Annotated in this window: 19 protein-coding genes, 2 tRNA genes and 1 pseudogene; 15 read left to right on the forward strand and 7 right to left on the reverse strand. The window is 68.5% G+C overall.

Annotated features, from left to right (window positions below; translation table 11 throughout):
- The 11 genes and pseudogenes from FFS72_RS25335 to FFS72_RS25380 all read left to right on the forward strand — a co-directional run.
- A pseudogene (locus FFS72_RS25335) lies at nt 1-772 on the forward strand (ATP-binding protein); the annotation flags it as partial.
- Complete coding sequence (locus FFS72_RS25340) at nt 769-1,182, forward strand: roadblock/LC7 domain-containing protein (protein WP_137876538.1); 414 nt, start codon at nt 769-771, stop codon at nt 1,180-1,182. The pseudogene FFS72_RS25335 and the gene FFS72_RS25340, both read left to right, overlap by 4 nt.
- A 10-nt stretch (nt 1,183-1,192) precedes the next feature.
- On the forward strand, nt 1,193-1,567 hold the full coding sequence (locus tag FFS72_RS25345) for a DUF742 domain-containing protein (RefSeq protein WP_137876539.1): 375 nt from the start codon (nt 1,193-1,195) through the stop codon (nt 1,565-1,567).
- A 19-nt stretch (nt 1,568-1,586) separates the two neighbouring features.
- Nucleotides 1,587-2,138, forward strand: coding sequence for a GTP-binding protein (locus FFS72_RS25350; protein WP_137876540.1), 552 nt, complete (start codon nt 1,587-1,589; stop codon nt 2,136-2,138).
- A 51-nt stretch (nt 2,139-2,189) separates the two neighbouring features.
- Entirely contained in the window at nt 2,190-2,999 is an 810-nt protein-coding gene (locus tag FFS72_RS25355; protein ID WP_137876541.1) for an MHYT domain-containing protein, read from the forward strand.
- Between the two features lie 194 nt (nt 3,000-3,193).
- Entirely contained in the window at nt 3,194-5,707 is a 2,514-nt protein-coding gene (gene gyrA, locus FFS72_RS25360) for a DNA gyrase subunit A (protein ID WP_137876542.1), read from the forward strand.
- Complete coding sequence (locus FFS72_RS25365; protein WP_137876543.1) at nt 5,708-7,192, forward strand: DUF3566 domain-containing protein; 1,485 nt, start codon at nt 5,708-5,710, stop codon at nt 7,190-7,192. It begins immediately after the preceding gene.
- Between the two features lie 118 nt (nt 7,193-7,310).
- Nucleotides 7,311-7,384, forward strand: a tRNA-Ile gene (locus tag FFS72_RS25370).
- Nucleotides 7,385-7,411: 27 nt separating this feature from the next.
- Complete coding sequence (locus FFS72_RS26695; protein ID WP_212744395.1) at nt 7,412-7,522, forward strand: DLW-39 family protein; 111 nt, start codon at nt 7,412-7,414, stop codon at nt 7,520-7,522.
- A gap of 7 nt (nt 7,523-7,529) precedes the next feature.
- Nucleotides 7,530-7,602 (forward strand) — tRNA-Ala (locus tag FFS72_RS25375).
- 217 nt (nt 7,603-7,819) lie between these two features.
- On the forward strand, nt 7,820-9,094 hold the full coding sequence (locus FFS72_RS25380; protein ID WP_171018828.1) for a lipase family protein: 1,275 nt from the start codon (nt 7,820-7,822) through the stop codon (nt 9,092-9,094).
- Nucleotides 9,095-9,151: 57 nt separating this feature from the next.
- Here the strand turns inward: FFS72_RS25380 and FFS72_RS25385 are convergent, their stop codons facing one another.
- On the reverse strand, nt 9,152-9,607 hold the full coding sequence (locus FFS72_RS25385; RefSeq protein ID WP_137876545.1) for a hypothetical protein: 456 nt from the start codon (nt 9,605-9,607) through the stop codon (nt 9,152-9,154).
- An 82-nt stretch (nt 9,608-9,689) separates the two neighbouring features.
- Here FFS72_RS25385 and FFS72_RS25390 point away from each other — a divergent pair, with 82 nt between their 5' ends.
- Complete coding sequence (locus FFS72_RS25390) at nt 9,690-10,217, forward strand: peptidylprolyl isomerase (RefSeq protein WP_137876546.1); 528 nt, start codon at nt 9,690-9,692, stop codon at nt 10,215-10,217.
- A 16-nt stretch (nt 10,218-10,233) separates the two neighbouring features.
- On the forward strand, nt 10,234-11,190 hold the full coding sequence (locus tag FFS72_RS25395; RefSeq protein ID WP_137876547.1) for a rhomboid family intramembrane serine protease: 957 nt from the start codon (nt 10,234-10,236) through the stop codon (nt 11,188-11,190).
- A gap of 3 nt (nt 11,191-11,193) precedes the next feature.
- Here the strand turns inward: FFS72_RS25395 and FFS72_RS25400 are convergent, their stop codons facing one another.
- Nucleotides 11,194-11,643: a PH domain-containing protein gene (locus FFS72_RS25400; RefSeq protein ID WP_249353531.1), complete on the reverse strand. Its 450-nt coding sequence runs from the start codon at nt 11,641-11,643 to the stop codon at nt 11,194-11,196.
- 92 nt (nt 11,644-11,735) lie between these two features.
- Nucleotides 11,736-11,999 (reverse strand): cell division protein CrgA, encoded by a 264-nt coding sequence (gene crgA / locus FFS72_RS25405; RefSeq protein WP_050066822.1) that lies wholly within the window; start codon nt 11,997-11,999, stop codon nt 11,736-11,738.
- A 192-nt stretch (nt 12,000-12,191) separates the two neighbouring features.
- On the opposite strand from crgA, the gene FFS72_RS25410 reads away from it, so the two are divergent.
- Both FFS72_RS25410 and FFS72_RS25415 read left to right on the forward strand, forming a co-directional pair.
- Nucleotides 12,192-12,926, forward strand: a complete 735-nt coding sequence (locus FFS72_RS25410) for a DUF881 domain-containing protein (protein ID WP_137876548.1) — start codon at nt 12,192-12,194, stop codon at nt 12,924-12,926.
- A 24-nt stretch (nt 12,927-12,950) separates the two neighbouring features.
- Nucleotides 12,951-13,610 carry an aminodeoxychorismate/anthranilate synthase component II gene (locus tag FFS72_RS25415; RefSeq protein ID WP_137876549.1) on the forward strand — a complete coding sequence of 220 codons (660 nt, stop codon included), beginning with the start codon at nt 12,951-12,953 and terminating at the stop codon, nt 13,608-13,610.
- A gap of 111 nt (nt 13,611-13,721) precedes the next feature.
- On the opposite strand, the gene pknB is transcribed toward FFS72_RS25415, so the two are convergent.
- Genes pknB through FFS72_RS25435 form a run of 4 tightly spaced genes read right to left on the reverse strand, consistent with a single transcriptional unit; the run spans nt 13,722 to nt 19,925 of the window.
- Complete coding sequence (pknB, locus tag FFS72_RS25420) at nt 13,722-15,650, reverse strand: Stk1 family PASTA domain-containing Ser/Thr kinase (RefSeq protein ID WP_137876550.1); 1,929 nt, start codon at nt 15,648-15,650, stop codon at nt 13,722-13,724.
- On the reverse strand, nt 15,647-16,981 hold the full coding sequence (locus tag FFS72_RS25425) for a serine/threonine-protein kinase (RefSeq protein WP_137876551.1): 1,335 nt from the start codon (nt 16,979-16,981) through the stop codon (nt 15,647-15,649). The genes pknB and FFS72_RS25425 overlap by 4 nt, the downstream gene beginning before the upstream one ends.
- Complete coding sequence (locus FFS72_RS25430; protein WP_137876552.1) at nt 16,978-18,474, reverse strand: peptidoglycan D,D-transpeptidase FtsI family protein; 1,497 nt, start codon at nt 18,472-18,474, stop codon at nt 16,978-16,980. The genes FFS72_RS25425 and FFS72_RS25430 overlap by 4 nt, the downstream gene beginning before the upstream one ends.
- Nucleotides 18,471-19,925, reverse strand: coding sequence for an FtsW/RodA/SpoVE family cell cycle protein (locus tag FFS72_RS25435; RefSeq protein ID WP_137876553.1), 1,455 nt, complete (start codon nt 19,923-19,925; stop codon nt 18,471-18,473). The genes FFS72_RS25430 and FFS72_RS25435 overlap by 4 nt, the downstream gene beginning before the upstream one ends.
- Nucleotides 19,926-20,047 lie beyond the last annotated feature (122 nt).

Consider the following 20,047-nt stretch of genomic DNA (forward strand, 5'->3'; position numbering starts at 1 on the left):
CGCCCCGACTCCGGCCGCACCCGTTGCGCCACCGGTTCCGTCGGCATCGGCGCCCGCCGCGCCCTCGATTCCCTCCGAACCGTCCTCGTCGGTGCAGGCTCCGGCAACGGCAGAACCCCGGTCCGGCGAACCGGAGACGAACGGGCAGGGCATCGCACCGAGCGGCCTGCCGCAACGTGTTCCGGGCGCCGCGTCGGGTCTTCCCCAGCGCACGCCCGGGGCCAGCGGAGCGCCACGGCCAGCCTCGATTCCGCAGGTCCCGGTGGAGAAGTTGCCGCCGCAGGCTCCGACCGGCGAGCGTCCCGATCCGCTGGGCCAGGACGACCCGAACGAGGCGCAGGGAACCCGGCACCGCTACCGCAGCAACCCGGTCAAGACCGCGTCGTTCTTCCAGAACCGGCCGTCCGCCCCTCCGACGCAGGACGTCACCGCGACGGGGACGCCGATCTTCTCGGGCATGGTCTCGGACTGGCTGACCGACCCGACCGAACCGGGCGGGTCGAGCAGCGACTGGAACACCGCGGCGGACGCCGGGTGGCAGGCCGCCGAGCGAGCTTCCGTCGCACCGGTCGAACGGCATACGCAGTCGGGTCTCCCGCAGCGGTTGCCCGGACGACGGCTCGTTCCGGGCAGCGTCGACAACGCCGAACCGCGTGCGCGACTGCGCGACCCGGAGTCGGTTCGTGACAATCTCAGCCGACATCAGATGGGTATTCGTGCGGGCCGTGCCGCGGGCCGTACCGAAGGCAACAGCAATGAAGGAGATCGATGAGCAGCGATCATGTGTCCGACGGCCATCCGCTGGACTGGCTCGTCTCGAACTTCGCCCGGGACACCCCGGGCGTGTCGCACGCCGTCCTCGTCTCCGCGGACGGCCTGCTCATGGCGGGTAGCGCGCACCTGCCGACCGATCGTGCCGAGCAGCTCGCTGCCGTCACCTCCGGTCTCGCGAGCCTGTCCGCAGGCGTGTCGAACCTGTTCGACGGTGGCGGCGTCCTGCAGTCGGTTGTCGAGATGCAGCACGGCTACCTGCTGCTGATGAGCGTCGGCGACGGTTCGCACCTCGCCACGCTGACGTCGACCAACTGCGACATCGGACAGATCGGGTACGAGATGGCCCTCCTGGTCGACAGGGTCGGCGCGTCGGTCCAGGCCGTCCCGCGCACGTCGATCGGTACCTGACGGAGACACGATGGACGAGTTCTACGACGCCCCCGGCGGGGCCGGACCGAGTCTGGTCCGGCCGTATTCGCTGACCTCGGGACGAACCAAGCCCAAGGTCGAGCTGGCTATCGAGGCGTTGATCCAGACGTTGCCCGACCCGGACAACAGGGCTTTCGAACTCGGTGATGTCGATTCGGCGATTGTGGCACTGTGTTCGCAATCACCCTCAGTTGCAGAGATCGCCGCCAGGGTCGGCGTTCCGATCGGAGTCGCCCGCGTACTGGTGGGCGACCTCGTCGAGGCCGGGCACGTCCGGATCATGGCAACACTTCAGGACGACTCGAGCGACAAGGAACGTCGCGATCTGATCGAAAGGGTCCTCGGTGGACTTCGCAAGATCTGACACCCGGCGCAACAGCCAGGTGACTTCAACGAAAATCGTCGTGGCAGGCGGATTCGGAGTCGGCAAGACGACCCTCGTCGGGACGGTCTCCGAAATCGTCCCGTTGCGGACGGAGGCACTGGTCACCAACGCCTCCGCCGGCGTCGACAACATCAGCGCCACGCCGCAGAAGGCGACCACGACGGTGGCCATGGACTTCGGCAGGATCAGCCTCGCCGACGACCTGGTGCTGTACCTGTTCGGGACGCCCGGCCAGAACCGCTTCTGGTTCATGTGGGACGACCTGATCCGGGGGGCGATCGGCGCGATCGTCCTGATCGACACGCGCAGGCTCGACGAGTCCTTCGCCGCCGTCGACTTCTTCGAGGCCAGAAACCTGCCGTTCCTGGTGGCGATCAACGAGTTCGACGACGCTCCGCGCTACCACCCCGAGGACATCCGGCAGGCGTTGGCGCTCCCCGCAGACGTGCCGATCCTGTCGATCGACGCCCGGCAGCGCGAGTCGGCGAAGAGCGCGCTCGTCGCGATCACCGAGTACGCGCTGCGCCGCCTCGGTCAGACGGTCGCCTGACCTAGCGGTCCGGCCCCGAGTACCCATCACCGAAAGGCGACGATCCGCAGCATGTCGGACCAAGTGCACAACCTGTCGATGGGGATCTGGGTGATCTTCCTCGCCGTCGCCATCGGCGCGACCGGAACCTATGTCGGGATTGCCTGTGCCCGCCGCGCCGCCTATTCCGCCACCCGGCCCCGGATGTGGATGGTGTTGGCTGCGTTGGCAATCGGCGGGGTGGCGTTCTGGCTCCCGACCATCATCGCGCTGGCCGGTTTCGCCGTCGACGGCAGCGTGATCCGCTTCGACCGGACCGGTGCGGTGGCATCGCTGCTGATCTGTGACGCGGCCAGTTTCGCGGGTCTGCTGCTGAGCAGGCGGCGGACCTCCGCCGACGGGCAGTCGAGCAGCGACACCAGAATCGTCACGAACATGGCGGCCGCGGTCGTCATGGGACTTGGCCTGACGGTGGGTTTCTATGTCGCGATGCGGTCGATCGAGGTCCAGGGCCGCACGTACATGGACGGTGCACTGATCGCGGTCGCGGCGGTGGTCGCGGTGCTCGGCTCGCTCGGCGTGGTGTGGTTGTCCCAGGCCGACGTCCGGCGCGTCACCCTCGTTGGTGGTTCGGTCGCGGTCGCGTTGGCCCCCGTGCTGATGCACGCGGCGATGATGGCGTCGCTGCGCGTCCGGATCGACGACTCCGCGCCGATCCCACCGGGCGCCGAGATCTTCGTCATCCTGTTCGCCGCCTTTGTGCTGAGCATGCTGATCCTCGTGGTGCCGATCGTGGCGCTGCTCATGGCCCCGGACCGCGTGACCGCGGAACTCGAGGCGCAGGCCCGCGCCTGGACGCAGCAGGAATCCGGGCGGAGATGACGCGTGGCACGCTTCGATCGGTTCCGCGCCGCCGAGGCTGCCGCTTCTAGCTGACCAGCACCTATAGACTTGTGTGGTTGTGCGACGCGGGACGTCGGGAGCTCGGCCTTCCGAAGTCACCGTCGCCCCGGGTCCGTGGGCTCTGTCCGCGGCCGTCGCACCCGGCACACCGATGCTGAGAAGAAGAGGAGCCGATGACTGACACCACGTTGCCGCCGGACGAACCGGGGCACGACCGCGTAGAGCCTGTGGACATTCAGCAGGAGATGCAGTCCAGCTACATCGACTACGCGATGAGCGTGATCGTCGGCCGCGCCCTGCCGGACGTGCGTGACGGTCTCAAGCCCGTTCACCGGCGCGTGCTCTACGCGATGTACGACAACGGCTACCGCCCGGACCGCGGCTACGTGAAGTCCGCGCGACCGGTCGCCGACACCATGGGCAACTACCACCCGCACGGTGACTCGTCGATCTACGACACCCTCGTGCGTATGGCGCAGCCGTGGTCGCTGCGGTACCCGCTGGTCGACGGCCAGGGCAACTTCGGTTCCCGAGGCAACGACGGCGCCGCCGCCATGCGATACACCGAGTGCCGCCTGACGCCGCTGGCGATGGAGATGCTGCGGGAGATCGACCACGACACGGTCGACTTCGCGCCCAACTACGACGGCAAGACGCAGGAGCCTACGGTCCTGCCGAGCCGCGTTCCGGCCCTGCTGATCAACGGCTCGAACGGCATCGCCGTCGGCATGGCCACCAACATCCCGCCGCACAACCTGCGCGAGGTCGCGGAGGCGATCTACTGGACGCTCGAGAACCATGAGGCCGACGACGAGGCCACCCTCGAAGCCGTCATGGAGCGCGTCAAGGGCCCCGACTTCCCGACCGCGGGCCTGATCGTCGGCGGCCAGGGCATCCAGGACGCCTACCGGACCGGCCGCGGCTCGGTGCGGATGCGTGGCGTCGTGGAGATCGAGGAGAACGCCAAGGGGCAGACCACGATCGTCATCACGGAGCTGCCCTACCAGGTCAACACCGACAACTTCGTCAACGCGATCGCCGAGCAGGTCAAGGACGCGAAGATCGCCGGGATCTCCGACATCCACGACGAGTCCTCGGATCGCGCCGGCCTGCGCATCGTCGTCACGGTCCGCCGCGATGCCGTGGCGAAGGTCGTGCTGAACAACCTCTACAAGCACACGCAGCTGCAGACGACGTTCGGCTGCAACATGCTGTCCATCGTCGACGGGGTGCCGCGCACCCTGCGCATCGACCAGATGATCCGCCTCTACGTGACCCATCAGCTCGAGGTCATCGTCCGGCGGACCCGCTACCTGCTGCGCAAGGCCGAGGAACGCGCCCACATCCTGCGCGGCCTCGTCAAGGCCCTCGACGCGCTCGACGAGGTCATCGCGCTGATCCGCGCCTCGCAGACCGTCGACGTCGCGCGTGCGGGCCTGATGAACCTGCTCACCGTCGACGAGATCCAGGCCGACGCGATCCTGGCGATGCAGCTGCGTCGCCTCGCCGCCCTCGAACGGCAGAAGATCGTCGACGAGCTCGCCGAGATCGAGCTCGAGATCGCCGACTACCAGGACATTCTCGCGAAGCCGGAGCGTCAGCGCGCCATCGTCCGCGACGAGCTCAAGGAGATCGTCGACAAGTACGGCGACGACCGCCGCACCCGGATCATCGCCGCCGACGGTGACGTCGCCGACGAGGACCTGATCGCCCGCGAGGACGTGGTCGTCACGATCACCGAAACCGGGTACGCCAAGCGGACGAAGACCGACCTGTACCGCTCGCAGAAGCGTGGCGGCAAGGGCGTCAAGGGTGCCGAACTGAAGCAGGACGACCTGGTCCGGCACTTCTTCGTCACCTCGACGCACGACTGGCTGCTGTTCTTCACGACCAAGGGACGCGTCTACCGCGCGAAGGCCTACGAGCTGCCCGAGACCGGTCGAACCGCCCGCGGGCAGCACGTCGCGAACCTGCTGGCGTTCCAGCCGGACGAGCGGATCCAGGGCGTCATCCGCCTGCAGACGTACGAGGACGCGCCCTACCTGGTGCTCGCGACCCGCAACGGCCTGGTCAAGAAGTCGAAGCTCTCCGACTTCGACTCCAACCGGTCGGGCGGCATCGTCGCGATCAACCTGCGCGGCGAGGACGAACTGGTCGGAGCCGTGCTGTGCTCCGCGGACGACGACCTGCTGCTCGTGTCGGAGCAGGGGCAGTCCATCCGGTTCTCCGCGACCGACGAGGCACTGCGGCCGATGGGACGCGCGACGTCCGGTGTCCAGGGCATGCGCTTCAACGGCGAGGACGCGCTGCTGTCGCTGAACGTCGTCAAGGAGGGGACGTACCTGCTGGTCGCGACTTCCGGCGGTTACTCCAAGCGGACCGCGATGGAGGACTACCCGGTGCAGGGTCGCGGCGGCAAGGGAGTGCTGACGATCCAGTACGACCCCAAGCGTGGCACCCTGGTCGGAGCGCTCATCGCCGACGACGACGACGAGTTGTACGCCATCACCTCCGGTGGAGGCGTGATCCGTACGGCGGCCAAGCAAGTCCGCAAGGCAGGCCGGCAGACCAAGGGCGTGCGGTTGATGAATCTCGGTGACGGTGACACCCTGCTCGCGATCGCGCGCAACGCCGATGAACCCGAAGAGGCGGACACCGCCGCGACTGACGCAGCGAAGGAGTCGTAAGTGAGCACTCCCCACCAGCCGGGTAGTGACCGGCCGATCCCGGTGGGTTCTACCGAGCCGAACACAGGCCCGAACAACGGGTCGAGTGGCGTGGCGAACGGGTCGGCCAACGGAAAGCCTGCCACCCCTGCCAAGAACGCCGATCCGGTGAAGAACCCGGGGGAGAAGCCGGGATCGAACGGGTCGGCCACCGCAGCGGTGGGCGGGGATTCGAAGTCGGCACCTGGCGATGCGCCGAAGTCGGGCGTGCCGGGATCACAGGCGAGCGGGCCCGCGCCGCAGGGTGGTTCCGCGGCACAGGGTGCTTCGCCGGTACAGGGTGGTTCCCCGACGCAGTCGGGAGCGGCGGGGCCGCAGCCGTCCGGACGTTCCGGTGCCGTCAGCGCCGGACCCACCCGGACCGGTGCCCAGACGCCGCCGTGGCAGCGTGGGCCGCAGGGTGCGGGCACTCCGCCTGCCCCCGCGTCCCGACCGGCCGGACCGCAGCAGCAGTCCGCCGGAACGCCGTCACCCGCGGGGGCGCAGGTTCCCCGTCCGGCGGCGGCTCCCCCGGCGAAGCCCGCAGCGCAGCAGCAGGGCACACCGTCGCCGTCGGGCGCTCCGAAGTCGCAGAGCCCGTCCGAGCAGGTTCCCTCGCCCGCGACGAAGCCGGTGCCGGCGGCAGGGGCGCAGAAGCCCGCTGCGCAGGCCGCGCCGCAGAAGGCCGCGCCGCAGAACGGTGCACCCCAGAAGGCCGCGCCGCAGAACGGTACGCCGCAGGCAGGCGTTCAGAAGCCTGCGCCGCAGTCGGCGCCGCAGAAGGCCGCACCGCAGACGGGCGCGCAGAAGGCTGCACCGCAGGCAGCGCCCAAGACGCCCGCGCCGCAGGTCGCGCCGCAGAATCCGGCTCCGGCGCGTCCGGCCCAGGGTCGTCCGGCAGGCGAGCAGGCACGGAAGCAGGCCGCTCAGGCGAAGGCCGGCGTCATCGACGGGCCGACCAGGCACATCGACCGCACCGACCTGGCCAAGGACCTGCCCGACCTGTCCGAGGTCCGGCATCCGACGCCGGTTCCCGCGCCTGCGGCGGAGCCTGCGAAGGCAACGGGTAAGCGTCCGCCGGTGGTCGTCGCGGCGGCGACTCCGGTCGGGGACCCGCTGCGTGCCTCGGTGCAGATCCGCAAGGTCGACCCCTGGTCCACCCTCAAGGTCGCGCTGGTGCTGTCGGTCGCGATGTTCTTCGTGTGGATGTTCGCGATCGGGTTCCTGTACGTCGTGCTGGACGGCATGGGTGTGTGGGACCGACTGAACAACGCCTTCACCGACATCGTGTCGGAGACGTCGGAGTCCGGTCTTGTGACCGCGGGGCAGGTGTTCGGGTACTCGGCCCTCATCGGCGGTATCAACATCATCCTGTTCACCGCACTCGCCACCGTGGGTGCGTTCATCTACAACCTCTGCACCGATCTCGTCGGCGGTGTCGAGGTGACGCTGGCAGATCGAGACTGATCGGTCGAGACGGACCTGACCTGGTCTTTCTCTACCTCACCGACCCGATTTGGGTGGCTGCGGGTCGGTGAGGTAGTGTCATGCCTCGGTTCGAGAGAGAGTTTCACGAGCCGGACACGGGCCTATAGCTCAGGCGGTTAGAGCGCTTCCCTGATAAGGAAGAGGTCGGAGGTTCAAGTCCTCCTAGGCCCACTCCCCGTGTCGACGAAGGATTCGCGGATGAAGATTCTGTTGGTCGCCTTGACCGCTGTGGCAGTGATCTTCGGAATCGTCAAGCTGCGAGCGCAGCGTGACGGCGAAGATGTCTGGCACGAGGTCACCAGCCGCTGACGCGGACGGGGCCTTAGCTCAGTTGGTAGAGCGCTGCCTTTGCAAGGCAGATGTCAGGAGTTCGAATCTCCTAGGCTCCACAAAGAAGTACATACGAGTTCGACGAACACCCTCACCGATTCCGGTGGGGGTGTTTTGCGTTGGTGCCTGTGGAATTGTGGACAACTCTGTGTGCGCCCGGTGCACGGTACGTCTGCTGCGTCATATCCGGCGGTCCCGGTGACGCCCGACACCGTGCTAGCCTGCCGAGGCAATATGTTACTGACGGTAACATCTAACTTCTCGGGGGTTCTCGACGTGGTGAACAGCAAAGGGGTGCAGTGCGCCCTCGCCGCCGTACTGGCGATAGGTGCCGTGACAGGGTCCGCCCAGGCGAGCGCGGCACCGGCCGGTTTCTACTCGACACCGACGGAACTGCCTGCGGCGGCCGGGCAACTGATCCGCAGCGAGCCGGCATCGATGCTCCTGAGGGTTCCCACGGCCACCGGCGGGCTGCCTGCCGACTCGACGCGCATCATGTACCGCACGGCCGACGCGAACGGCGATCCGATCGCGGTCACCGGTACGTACTTCGATCCACAGGCACCGTGGACCGGAGCGGGGGAGCGGCCGCTGGTCAGCGTCGCGATCGGAACCCACGGTCAGGGCGACCAGTGCGCGCCGTCCAAGCTGTTCGGGCAGGTCCTGAACGTCGACAGTCACCTCGCGCCGATGGTCGAATACGAATCGATCGCGGTGAACAACCTGCTGCTGCGTGGCGTCGCGGTCGTGGTCACGGACTACGAGGGACTCGGAACGGAAGGCGTCCACACCTACGTCAACCGCGAATCGGAGGCGCACGCCGTCCTGGACGCGGTGCGCGCGGCGCAGGCGCTGCCGGGGACGTCCATCGCGCCGGACGGTCCTGTCGGATTCTGGGGTTACTCCCAGGGCGGCGGTGCGGCCGCGGCGGCAGCCGAGTTGGCACCGCAGTACGCGCCGGAACTGGACGTCAAGGGGACGTACGCCGGGGCGCCGCCTGCGGATCTGTTCGCGACTCTCGAGGAAATCGACGGCTCGTCGCTGACGGGTGCGATCGGCTACGCCATCAACAGTCTGGTCGAGGCGTACCCGGAGCTGCGCCCGTCGCTCGATGTCGAGATCAACGACCGTGGCCGGGACATGCTGGCGCGGGTCGCCGACCAGTGCGTCGCGGAGACGGCGGCGGCGTTCGGATTCCAGCAGACATCGAGCTTCACCCGCAGCGGTGAACCGCTGTCGGTGGTGCTGGACCGATTGCCGGTCGCGAGGGAACTGCTGGACCGGCAGCGGATCGGACGCCTCACGCCGTCCGCACCGGCGCTGGTGCAGTCCGGGATCCAGGACGACATCGTGCCGTTCGGGCAGGCTGCTCAGCTGGCGACGGACTGGTGTGCGGCCGGGGCAACCGTCCAATTCACCGAGAACGCTGCGCCCGCCATGGGCCGGGGCCTCGGGGTGAACCATGTCGCGCCGATGCTGCTCGGGCTTCCCGAGGCGACCCAGTTCATGCTGGATCGCTTCAACGGGGCACCCACCGCGGGCAACTGCTGACCCGGACACAACAGAACGGGCCCGACATCTGTCGGGCCCGTTCCACGTGAAACCGATCTACGGCGTCGGCTCTCCGGCTTCGGGGGTATCGAAGTCGCGGAGGCTGGGCGGCTGCGCGGCGACCGGTGCGGGTTCGGGTCTGCGCAGACGCCACACCGCGACGCCTGCGGCGACCGCTGCCCCGAGCGCTCCGACAACGAGAACCCTGCGCAGCGTGCGACCGCGTCGTGCCGGTTCCGCGGCGGAGGCCACGATCAGGTCCTCGTCGACGAGGGTGACCGCGGGCAGCGCCTTCGATCGCGTCAGTCCGGACTTCGCGAGCCCGTACCCCTGGCCGGCGAGGTAGGCGCCGAGTGCGCCGACGCTCTTCACCGCGCTGCCGGTGCCTTTCGCGACGCCCAGGGCGGAGGCCCGAGCGAGTCGCAGTGCTGTCGATTGAGCCGTGGGGCTGGAGGATTCGGTATCGCGGTCGACCGGTTCCGGAGTCGGGGTCTGCTTCGTCGCGCACGTCATCTGTCCACTCTCGCACATGTTCCCAGGACACTTCGTGCGTGCGCATGGCGCCGCGGCGGCGCGTGAATGGCACCATGGAGGGGTGAGCACACCGAATCAGACCGCAACCGCAACGCTGCACACCAACCGTGGCGACATCAAGATCGCCCTGTTCGGCAACCACGCGCCGAAGACGGTCGCCAACTTCGTCGGCCTGGCCGACGGGTCCGCCGACTACAGCACCGAGAACGCCAAGGGCGAGAAGTCCGGCCCGTTCTACGACGGCGCCGTCTTCCACCGCGTCATCGACGGCTTCATGATCCAGGGCGGCGACCCGACCGGTACCGGCCGCGGCGGCCCGGGCTACAAGTTCGCCGACGAGTTCCACCCCGAGCTGCAGTTCGACCGCGCCTACCTGCTGGCGATGGCGAACGCAGGCCCGGGCACCAACGGCTCGCAGTTCTTCATCACCACGGGCCAGACCCCGCACCTGAACCGTCGCCACACCATCTTCGGTGAGGTCGTCGACGCGGAGTCCAAGAAGGTCGTCGACGCCATCTCGTCCACCCCGGTCGACCGCTCCGACCGACCGGTCGAGCCGGTCGTGATCAACAGCATCACCATCTCCTGATCCACCGAGGAACCAGATGACGAACCCCGGTTGGGGCGGTGGTCCCGGCGAGGGCATCCCACCCCAACCGCGGTGCGTGCGGCACCCGGACCGCCCCACCGGGCTGTCCTGCACGCGCTGCGGACGCCCCGCCTGCCCCGAATGCCTCCGTCCGGCCTCGGTCGGTCAGCACTGCGTGGACTGCGTCGCCGAGGACAACCGCCGAACCGCGCAGGTGCGCACGGTTGCGGGCGCTCCGGTCCGGTCCGGGCTCCCGACACCGGTCGTGACGTATGTGCTGATGGCGATCAACGTCGTCGTCTTCCTGGTGACGGCGCTACAGGCGCAGTCGGTGATGGACAACGGCCGCGGGTTCGTGAACCCGTTCACCGGTGCGGCGGTCTTCGATTCGGCACTCTTCGGCCGGTGGGTGCTGTCGCCGCTGGACGTCGCGAACGGTGACTGGATGCGGATCCTGGGCAGCGGCTTCCTGCACTTCGGGTTGCTGCACCTGGCGGTCAACATGTTCGCGCTGTACATCCTCGGGCGCGACACGGAGCTGGTGTTCGGGCGTTCGCGATACCTGTGCGTCTATCTGATCTCGCTGCTCGGCGGGTCGGCGTCCGTGATGGCCTTCGAGAACGGCGGCTTCACCGCGGGTGCTTCCGGTGCGATCTTCGGCATCATGGGAGCTCAGGCCGTCATTCTTCTCAAGCTTCGCCGCAGTCCGGCTCCCGTGGTCGGCGTGATCGCGATCAACGTGATCATCAGCGTCACGGTGCCCGGCATCTCGATCTTCGGACACCTGGGTGGGCTGGTCGCGGGCGCTGCTGCTGCGGCAGCACTCCTCTACGCGCCGCAGTGGCTCGGCGCCGGGCAGGACCGGGAGAAGGCGATTCGGATCGGCTGGATCGGGCTTGCCGTCGTCGCGCTCGTCACCGTCGGCCTCATCGGGCTTCGAGCCGCGCAGCTGCGCAGCGAGTTCGGCCTCTGACGTTCACCTCGGGGGTGGGACGAGTCCGCGGGAGTTCAACGCCTCGAACACCGTCGTGGGATCGGTGCCGAGGTCCCAGCGACCGAACACGATCAGCTTGTCGTCGTCGGATCCCGGAGGCCGCACGTCGATCTCCAACATCGGGACGCGACGGCCGAGCCGCGGGTAGCGCACGATGCGCACCCGGCTCAGGTCACCGCGGTGCACGTCGAGCGTGCCGCTGAGTCGCTGAAGGACGATCCCGCTGTTGTCGTCGCGGATCGCGAGGCGGGGCCGCTGCCGCACTCCCAGTGCGGTGACCACGAAGAGGCCGAGCGCGGCCAGTCCGATGAGGAACCGGCCCGCGGGGTCAGCGGCCAGCGTCACCGCGGCGACCGCCATCGCGACACCACCGATGCCGGTCGCCGCGAGCGCCGCGGTGGGGGTCGACCAACTCGTGTGCGGGTTGTGCACAGATACTCCCGTAGTTATCCACAGAGGTTATCCACATGGGGATTAATGACAGGTGTGTAATTGACACCCGCGGGGGTCGACGAAACCCGAGGTCAGCGCCACCGCATCGTCATGATCAGACCGGCAACCATGAAGCCGAACCCGATGAGGAAGTTGTAGGCGCCGAGGTTGTTGATGAAATCGATCTGGTCGCCCGCGAGGTAGTACACGACGAGCCACGCGAGGCCGATCAGCATCAGGCCGAGCATCACCGACACATAGATCGGGCTGGACGGCCCGGCCTTGATCTTCACCGGCGTGCGGTTCGCGGGAGCGATGTTGTAGTCCGTCTTCTTCCGGACCTTCGACTTCGGCATGACGTCCTCGGGTGATGTGATCAGGGCGGCAGGCCCTGTGGATGAACGGTGTACGTGCGGCGGTCGGCGTCGTCGTCGACGCCTGCCAGGTACATTCGAGCCTACGGTAGCGGGGAACACGCCAACGCAGGCGCGATCCGGTCGGGTCCGTCCCCGGTGCCGCTCACACCCGATCGTGCCGGGAGGCGACACATGACCGAACCCGTCCGCCGGTCGCGGTTCTGGCTCGTGTGCGTACCGATCGTCTGCCTCGTCGCGGGACTGCTGTTCGCGACCGCCCGGGAAGTCTCCGCGGGGGACGAGTTGCGGCGCGGCGACACCACCAGGCTGTCCGACCTCGTCAGGGCTGCGCAGTCCGACCTCGACGGCGTCACCGATGAACACGACGGTCTCGCCACGCGGGTCGAGGAGCTGCAGGACACCGCGGGGTACTCCGACAGCGACGTCGCGGCGGTGCTCGACCAGGTGCGCGCCCTCGAGGGGGAAGCGGGGCGATCCGAGGTCACCGGACCCGGCGTCACCGTCACGATGACGGACGCATCCCGCGATTCGGACGGCAACTACCCGGCCGGTGCCCGTCCCGACGACCTGGTCGTGCATCAGCAGGACGTGCAGTCCGTGCTCAACGCGCTGTGGGCGGGCGGTGCGACCGCGGTCGGAATGCAGGATCAGCGCATCGTCAGTACGTCCGCACCGCGCTGCATCGGCAACACCCTGCTCCTGCACGGGCGCACATACAGTCCGCCGTACGTGATGACGGCACTCGGTGACCCGGCCCGGCTCACCGCGGCACTCGACGCCGAACCCGGCGTCCGCCTGTTCAAGCAGTACGCGGTTCGCTACGGCCTCGGATACACACAGTCGACGTCGGATTCGCTGACGGTGCCGGCATTCGACGGTCAGATGCGCACCAAGTTCGCCCGCTGACGCGGTGCCGCTTATCCTGGCGCCATGCGCATCCTCGTCGTCGACAACTACGACAGCTTCGTCTTCAACCTGGTCCAGTACCTCGGACAGCTGGGTACGACGGCGACGGTGTGGCGCAACGACGATCCGCGTCTCGACGACCGTGCCGCCGTCGCGGAGGAGTTCGACGGCATCCTGCTGAGCCCCGGCCCGGGTACCCCGCAGCGTGCGGGCGCCAGCATGGACCTGGTCAGGGCGTGTGCGGACGCGTCGACGCCGCTGCTCGGCGTGTGCCTCGGACATCAGTCGATCGGCGCCACGTTCGGTGCGACCGTCGACCGCGCGCCCGAGCTGCTGCACGGCAAGACCAGCCAGGTCACCCATGACGGCACCGGAGTCCTCGCGGGCCTGCCGAGTCCGTTCACCGCGACCCGCTATCACTCCCTGACGGTGCTGCCGGAGACGATGCCGGACGAGCTGATCCCGACCGCGCACACCGACACCGGCATCGTGATGGCGTTGCGTCATCGCGACCTGCCGATCCACGGCGTCCAGTTCCATCCGGAGTCGGTGCTCACGCAGGGCGGCCACCGGATGCTCGCGAACTGGCTCGAGGTGTGCGGCGAGCGGCCCTCGGAGGCCCTGGTCGCGTCGCTCGAGTCGGAGGTCGCCCGCGCCCTCGGTGACGCCCTCACCGCGTCCTGACGCTCCACCATCCGCTCATTGCAGGCGGAACCTGCTCTTCCCTTTGTTCCTGAATGGCCCATTCATTCGGTCTGACCGAATGAATGGGCCATTCAGGAAGATGGAGCAGGGTCAGCGGCCGCCCGACGGAATCCCGAGCTGACCGATGCCGACCGTGACGGTCGACGTCTTCGACACCTCAGATCCCGGGGGCTGCGCCTGCGTGACGATCTTGCCGACCTGATCGGTCTCCAGCGTGGGCTCGGGGCGCTGCACCAGCTGGCTGGACGAGCCCGTCCACCCTTCCTTCCGCAGCGTGGTGAGTGCCTGCGAGACGGTCTGACCGCTGAGGTCGGGCATTTCGATCATGTTGCCGTTGGACACCTTCAGCCGGACGGTGCTGCCGCGAGCGGCGGTGTCGCCACCGGTCGGATCGGTGGCGACGACCTGCCCGCGGGGTCGACCGGAATCGATGTTCTCGACCTCGACCTTGAAGCCGGCACCCTCGACGTTCGGCTGTGCGACTTCGAGGGTCTGTCCGACGACGTTCGGGATGCGGACCTGTTCGGGTCCGGTACCGAGGGTGATCTGGACGGTGCTGTCGAGTTCGAGTTTGGCGCCCGCCGCGGGTTCCTGCGCGGTCACCTTGTCGAGCTGGTCCGCTGTGGACGATGCGCGGTCGATCGCCGGGTCGAGGGCGAGCCCGACGGAACTGAGGGCCTGCGCGGCCTGCGCCTGCGTCAGCCCGGCGAGTCTCGGGACGTCCACCTGCTCGGGGCCGCTGGAGATGTCGAGCGTGACGACGGTGCCTTCGTCGGCGCGCGCCCCGGCGACGGGGATCGACGAGACGACGTTGCCCTCGCCGACGACCTTGCTGGGCTTCTGCTGGGTCTGGACGCGGAACCCGAGGTTCTGCAGTTCGGACTGCGCTGCCTGAGCCGACTGGTTGGTGACGTCGGGGACGGTGACCTGCTCGACCTTGGATCCGGGTCCGAGGGACCACAGGAAGGCGCCGATGATGCCGATGACCGCGATCGCGGCGATGCCGGCCAGCACCATCTTGAGGGTCCGGTTGCCCTGTGACGGCGGTGTGGGAGCCGCGGGCTCGGATGCCGCGGTGCCCGCTGCGGCTGCGGCGGCGTAGCGCCCGGAGCTGTTGTCGACCGCGCCGATGATGGTGGTGCGGTCCTCTTCGTTCATGACCATCGGGGCGGACGGTCGCTGTCCGCCGAGGACGCGGACCAGGTCGCTGCGCATGTCGGCTGCGCTCTGGTACCGGTTGGCGGGGTTCTTGCTCATCGCCTTGAGGATCACGGAGTCCAGCTCGCGCGGGATGTCGGGGTTCACCGACGACGGCAGCGCGGGGTCCTCGCGGACGTGCTGGTAGGCGACCGCGACCGGCGAGTCGCCCTTGAACGGCGGTTCGCCGGTGAGGAGTTCGAACAGCACGCAGCCGAGTGAGTACACGTCGGAGCGGGCATCGACCTGTTCGCCGCGGGCCTGCTCGGGTGACAGGTACTGGGCGGTGCCGATGACGGCAGCGGTCTGCGTCATCGGGCTGGAGCTGTCGGAGATCGCGCGGGCGATACCGAAGTCCATCACCTTCACCGAGCCCGCACGGTTGATCATGATGTTCGCGGGCTTGATGTCCCGGTGCACGATGCCGTTGCGGTGGCTGAAGTCGAGCGCGGCGCAGACGTCGGCGATGACCTCCATGGTGCGGCGCGGCGCCATCGGGCCCTCGCCGCGCACGATGTCGCGGAGCGTGACGCCGTCGACGTACTCCATGACGATGTACGGCAGCGGTCCGGCGTCGGTTTCGGCTTCACCGGTGTCGTAGACGGCGACGATCGCCGGGTGGTTCAGTGCGGCCGCGTTCTGCGCTTCGCGGCGGAACCGCAGGTAGAACGTGGGGTCGCGGGCGAGGTCGGCGCGCAGCACCTTGATCGCGACGTCGCGGCTGAGCCGCAGGTCGCGCGCCAGGTGTACCTCGGACATGCCACCGAAGCCGAGAATCTCGCCCAGCTCGTAGCGGGAGGAGAGTTTGCGCGGTGTGGTCATGGCTGTCCTTGGGTGGCCGAGGTCGTGGTCTCGCTCAGCGTTGTGGTGACGGTGGTCGTGGTGGTGGGCGGTTCGGTGGTGGTGGTCGTCGTCCGCTCCGTGGTGGTGGTGGGCGGTTCGGTGGTGGTGGTCGTCGGCTCCTCGGTCGTCGGCTCCGGAGTCCATTCCGTCGTCGTCGGCTCTTCGGTCGTCGTCGTCGGACGTGCGGTCGTCGGAGCGGGTGTCGTGACCGCGGGGCGGCTCGTCGTCACCTTTGCGGGCGAGGACGGAGCGTCTCCGCCGCCGAACAGCAGCATCCATCCGCCGACGAGCAGGCCGAGGCCGATCAGTCCGCCCGCCACCCACGCGACCACCTTCTGGTTGTGGGTGAGGCCGCTCGGTTCGGGCACGACCGCAGCGGCTGCCGCAGTGGTGGGCTGCCTGCCGATCACCTGGGTGGCGGCGGTGGGAGGTGCGACGGCGACGGTCGGGGCGCCGCTGCCGGGCATCGGCGGCCTGCCGCCGGATCGCACGACCGTGACGGCGTCCGCGAACTCGCCGCCGCTGTGATAGCGGGCGGCGGGGTCCTTCGCCATCGTGATCTCGATCAGTTCACGCACGTTCGGCGGCAGGTCCGCCGGCAGCGGTGCGGGAATCTCCTGGACGTGCTTCATCGCGACGGTCAGCGCGCCGTCCCCGGAGAACGGGCGGTGTCCGGCCAGCACCTCGTAGCCGACGACGCCGAGCGCGTACACGTCGCTGGCGGGCGTCGCGTCCTGGCCGAGGGCCTGCTCGGGGGCGATGTACTGGGCGGTGCCCATCACCATCCCGGTGCGGGTGACGGGCGACGCCTCGACGGCCTTGGCGATGCCGAAGTCGGTGATCTTCACCTGGCCCGTCGGGGTGATGAGGATGTTGCCCGGCTTGACGTCGCGGTGCACGACTCCGCTCGCGTGCGCGGCCTGCAGTGCGCGGCCGGTCTGTTCGAGCATGTCGAGGGCGTGCGGCAGCGACAGGCGTCCGACACGGGAGAGCACCGCGTTGAGCGGTTCGCCGTTGACGAGCTCCATGACGAGGTAGGCGGTGTCCTGCCCGGTCGTGTCGCGGGTCTCGCCGTAGTCGTAGATGCCTGCGATGCCGGGATGGTTCAGCTGCGCCGTGGTGCGTGCCTCGGTGCGGAACCGCGCGAGGAACTCGGGGTCGGAGGAGAACTCCGCCTTGAGGACCTTCACGGCGACACGGCGATGCAAGCGGTTGTCGGTCGCCTCCCAGACCTGGCCCATGCCGCCTGTGGCGATCAGGCGCATCAGTCGATAGCGGTCGGCGATGAGCGCGCCGTTCTGGAGACTCATCGTTCGCCTTCCCGCTGCAGCGCAGCGCCGATCACGGCCCGACCGATGGGAGCCGCCACCGAGCCACCGGTCGCGGCGAGCGCGCGGTCGCCGCCGTCCTCGACGATCACGGCGATCGCGACCTCCGGGTTCTGCGCCGGTGCGAACCCGATGTACCAGGCGTGCGGGGGCGTGTTGCGCGGGTCGGTGCCGTGTTCGGCGGTACCGGTTTTCGAGGCGATCTGGACGCCGGGGATCTTGTTGCCTCCGCCGGTGTTGTTCTCGGAGCCGATCATCAGCTCGGTGAGTGTGGACGCAACTTGTGGGGACACAGCCTGCCCAAGGGATTCGGGGGCGGTGGTCGCCAGGTTCGACAGGTCGGGGCTCTGCAGTTGTGCGACGAGGTGGGGTTGCATGCGGACCCCACCGTTCGCGATGGTCGCGGCGACGACGGCATTCTGCAGCGGCGTGAGCGCGACGTCGCGCTGACCGATGCTGGACTGGCCGAGTGCCGCGTTGTCGGGGATGGTGCCGACGGTGCTGTCCGCCACGGGGATCGGGATGCCGGTCGTGTCCGGGCTGATGCCGAACGCGCTGGCGGTGTCCTTGAGGGCGTCGGCTCCGGCGCGGATGCCGAGTTCGACGAACGCGGTGTTGCAGGACCGCGCGAACGCGTCCCGCAGGGAGGCGGTCGGGCCGCCACCGCAGTTGGTGCCGTTGTAGTTCTCGAGCGTCGTCGTCGTTCCGGGCAGCGTGATGGTCGGGGCCGCGGTCAGTTGTTCCTCCGGGTTTGCGCCGTTGCCGAGGGCGGCGGCGGTCACGACCACCTTGAAGGTCGAGCCGGGCGGGTAGGTCTGTGAGACGGCCCGGTTGAGCAGGGGCTTGTCGGGGTCGGCGTTGAGCGTTTCCCACGCCTCGGTGCTGACCTTGCCGTCGTGGCTGGCGAGCAGGTTCGGGTCGTAGCTGGGTGTGCTTGCCATCGCGAGGATCTCACCGGTGCTGGGCCGGATCGCGACGACGGCACCCGTGTAGCCCTTCGCGGTCAACTGGTCGTAGGCGACCTGCTGGACGACGGGATCGATGGTGCTGACGACGTTGCCGCCACGCGGATCTCGTCCCGAGACGAGGTCGAAGAAGCGGCGCGAGAACAGTCGGTTGTCGGAGCCGTTGAGGACGGCGTCCTCACTTCGCTCGAGGCCGGTGTTGCCGTAGAGCATCGAGTAGAAGCCGGTGACGGGTGCGTTCGCGAACGGGCTGGACGGTGCGGCCGTGTTCGGCGGGTACGTGCGCAGGTACTTGTACCGGTCGTCGGTGGGGACGGACGCCGCCAACACCTGTCCGCCCGCGGAGATCTGCCCGCGCTGGCGGGAGTACTCGTCGAGCAGCACCCGCGAGTTCCGGGGGTCGGTGCGCAGGTCGTCGGCCTTGATGACCTGGACGTAGGTGGCGTTGGCGAGGAGCGCGACGACCATCACCATGACGGCCATCGCGACGCGGCGCAGGGGAGTGTTCATGTGCGCCTCAACATTTCCGTCGGTGCATCCGCGATCGGTGCGGGTCCCTTCTTCTTCGGCTCGGGAGGGGTGCGGGCGGAGTCGGAGATCTTCATCAGCAGCGCCAGCAGCAGGTAGTTGGCGAGCAGTGACGATCCGCCGTAGGACATGAACGGGGTGGTCAGACCCGTCAGCGGGATCAGCTTGGTGACGCCGCCGACGACCACGAACAGTTGGATGGCGATCGTGAACGACAGGCCTGCGGCGAGCAGTTTGCCGAAGCTGTCGCGGACCGCCAGTGCGGTTCGCAGTCCGCGGATGATGAGGATCAGGAAGAGCATCAGCACGGCGGCGAGGCCGATCAGACCGAGTTCCTCACCGATCGTCGCGACGATGAAGTCGGTCTTCGCGAACGGAACCTGGGAGGGGCGACCACTGCCGAGTCCGGTGCCCGCGACGCCGCCGGTGGCGAGCCCGAACAGGGACTGGGAGATCTGGTAGCCGGTGTTGTTGTAGTCGCCGAGCGGGTCGATCCACGTCTGCACGCGCACGCGGACGTGCCCGAACATCTGGTAGGCCAACACGAATCCGAGGGCGAGCAGGGCGCCGCCGATGACGAGCCACCCGACACGTTCCGTCGCGACGTACAGCATCACCAGGACGGTGCCGAACAGCAGCAGCGAGGTGCCGAGGTCCTTCTCGAGGACAAGGACACCGATGGAGACGATCCAGGCGACGAGGATCGGCCCGAGGTCGCGGGCGCGCGGCAGGTCGAGGCCGAAGACGTGCTTGCCCGCGGTGGTGAACAGTTCGCGTTTCGACACCAGGACGGACGCGAAGAAGATGATCAGCAGGATCTTCGCGAACTCACCGGGCTGAATGCTGAAGAACGGCAGCTTGATCCAGATCTTCGCGCCGTTCACCTCGGACATCGAGGCCGGCAGCACCGCCGGGATCGCGAGCAGTACGAGGCCGGCGAGGCCGAGGGTGTAGCTGTAGCGGGCGAGCAGGCGGTAGTCGCGCAGCAGCATCAGGACGGCGATGAACCCGGCGATCGCGAGCGCCGTCCACAGCACCTGCTGGGTGGCGTCGGGGGAGGGAGCTTCGCGTCCGTAGTAGGCCGCGGTGGCCGCGTCGGCAAGGTCGAGTCGGTGGATGAGCACCAGCCCGAGTCCGTTGAGCAGCGCGACGATCGGCAGCAGCAGCGGATCGGCGTGGGGGGCCCAGCGGCGTACGGCGACGTGCGCGGTGAGGAACAGTGCCGCGTACGCGATTCCGTACTTCGCGAGATCCCACGTGATCGTCTGTTCCTGGCTCGCCTCGACCAGCACCAGAGACAGGGTGGTGATGGCGATGGCGGCACAGATGAGCAGCAGTTCGGCGGTCCTGCGGGTGGACTGCACGGGCGCGGGGGCAAACCCTCCGGGCGGGCTCGGGAACGAGGCCCCGGAAGGCGCAGAGGACACGGACATCAGCTGCCGGTCCTGCAGTTCTGCCCCGGAATCTGCGGCGGGGTCGTTTCGGTCGGCTGGGCCGCTTCCGGGGCCGGTGCGGGTGCGGGAGCGGGTGCCGGGGCGGGCGCAGGTTCCGGAGC

The organism is Rhodococcus sp. Q (assembly GCF_005503035.1).
Classification (GTDB): Bacteria; Actinomycetota; Actinomycetes; order Mycobacteriales; family Mycobacteriaceae; genus Rhodococcus_G.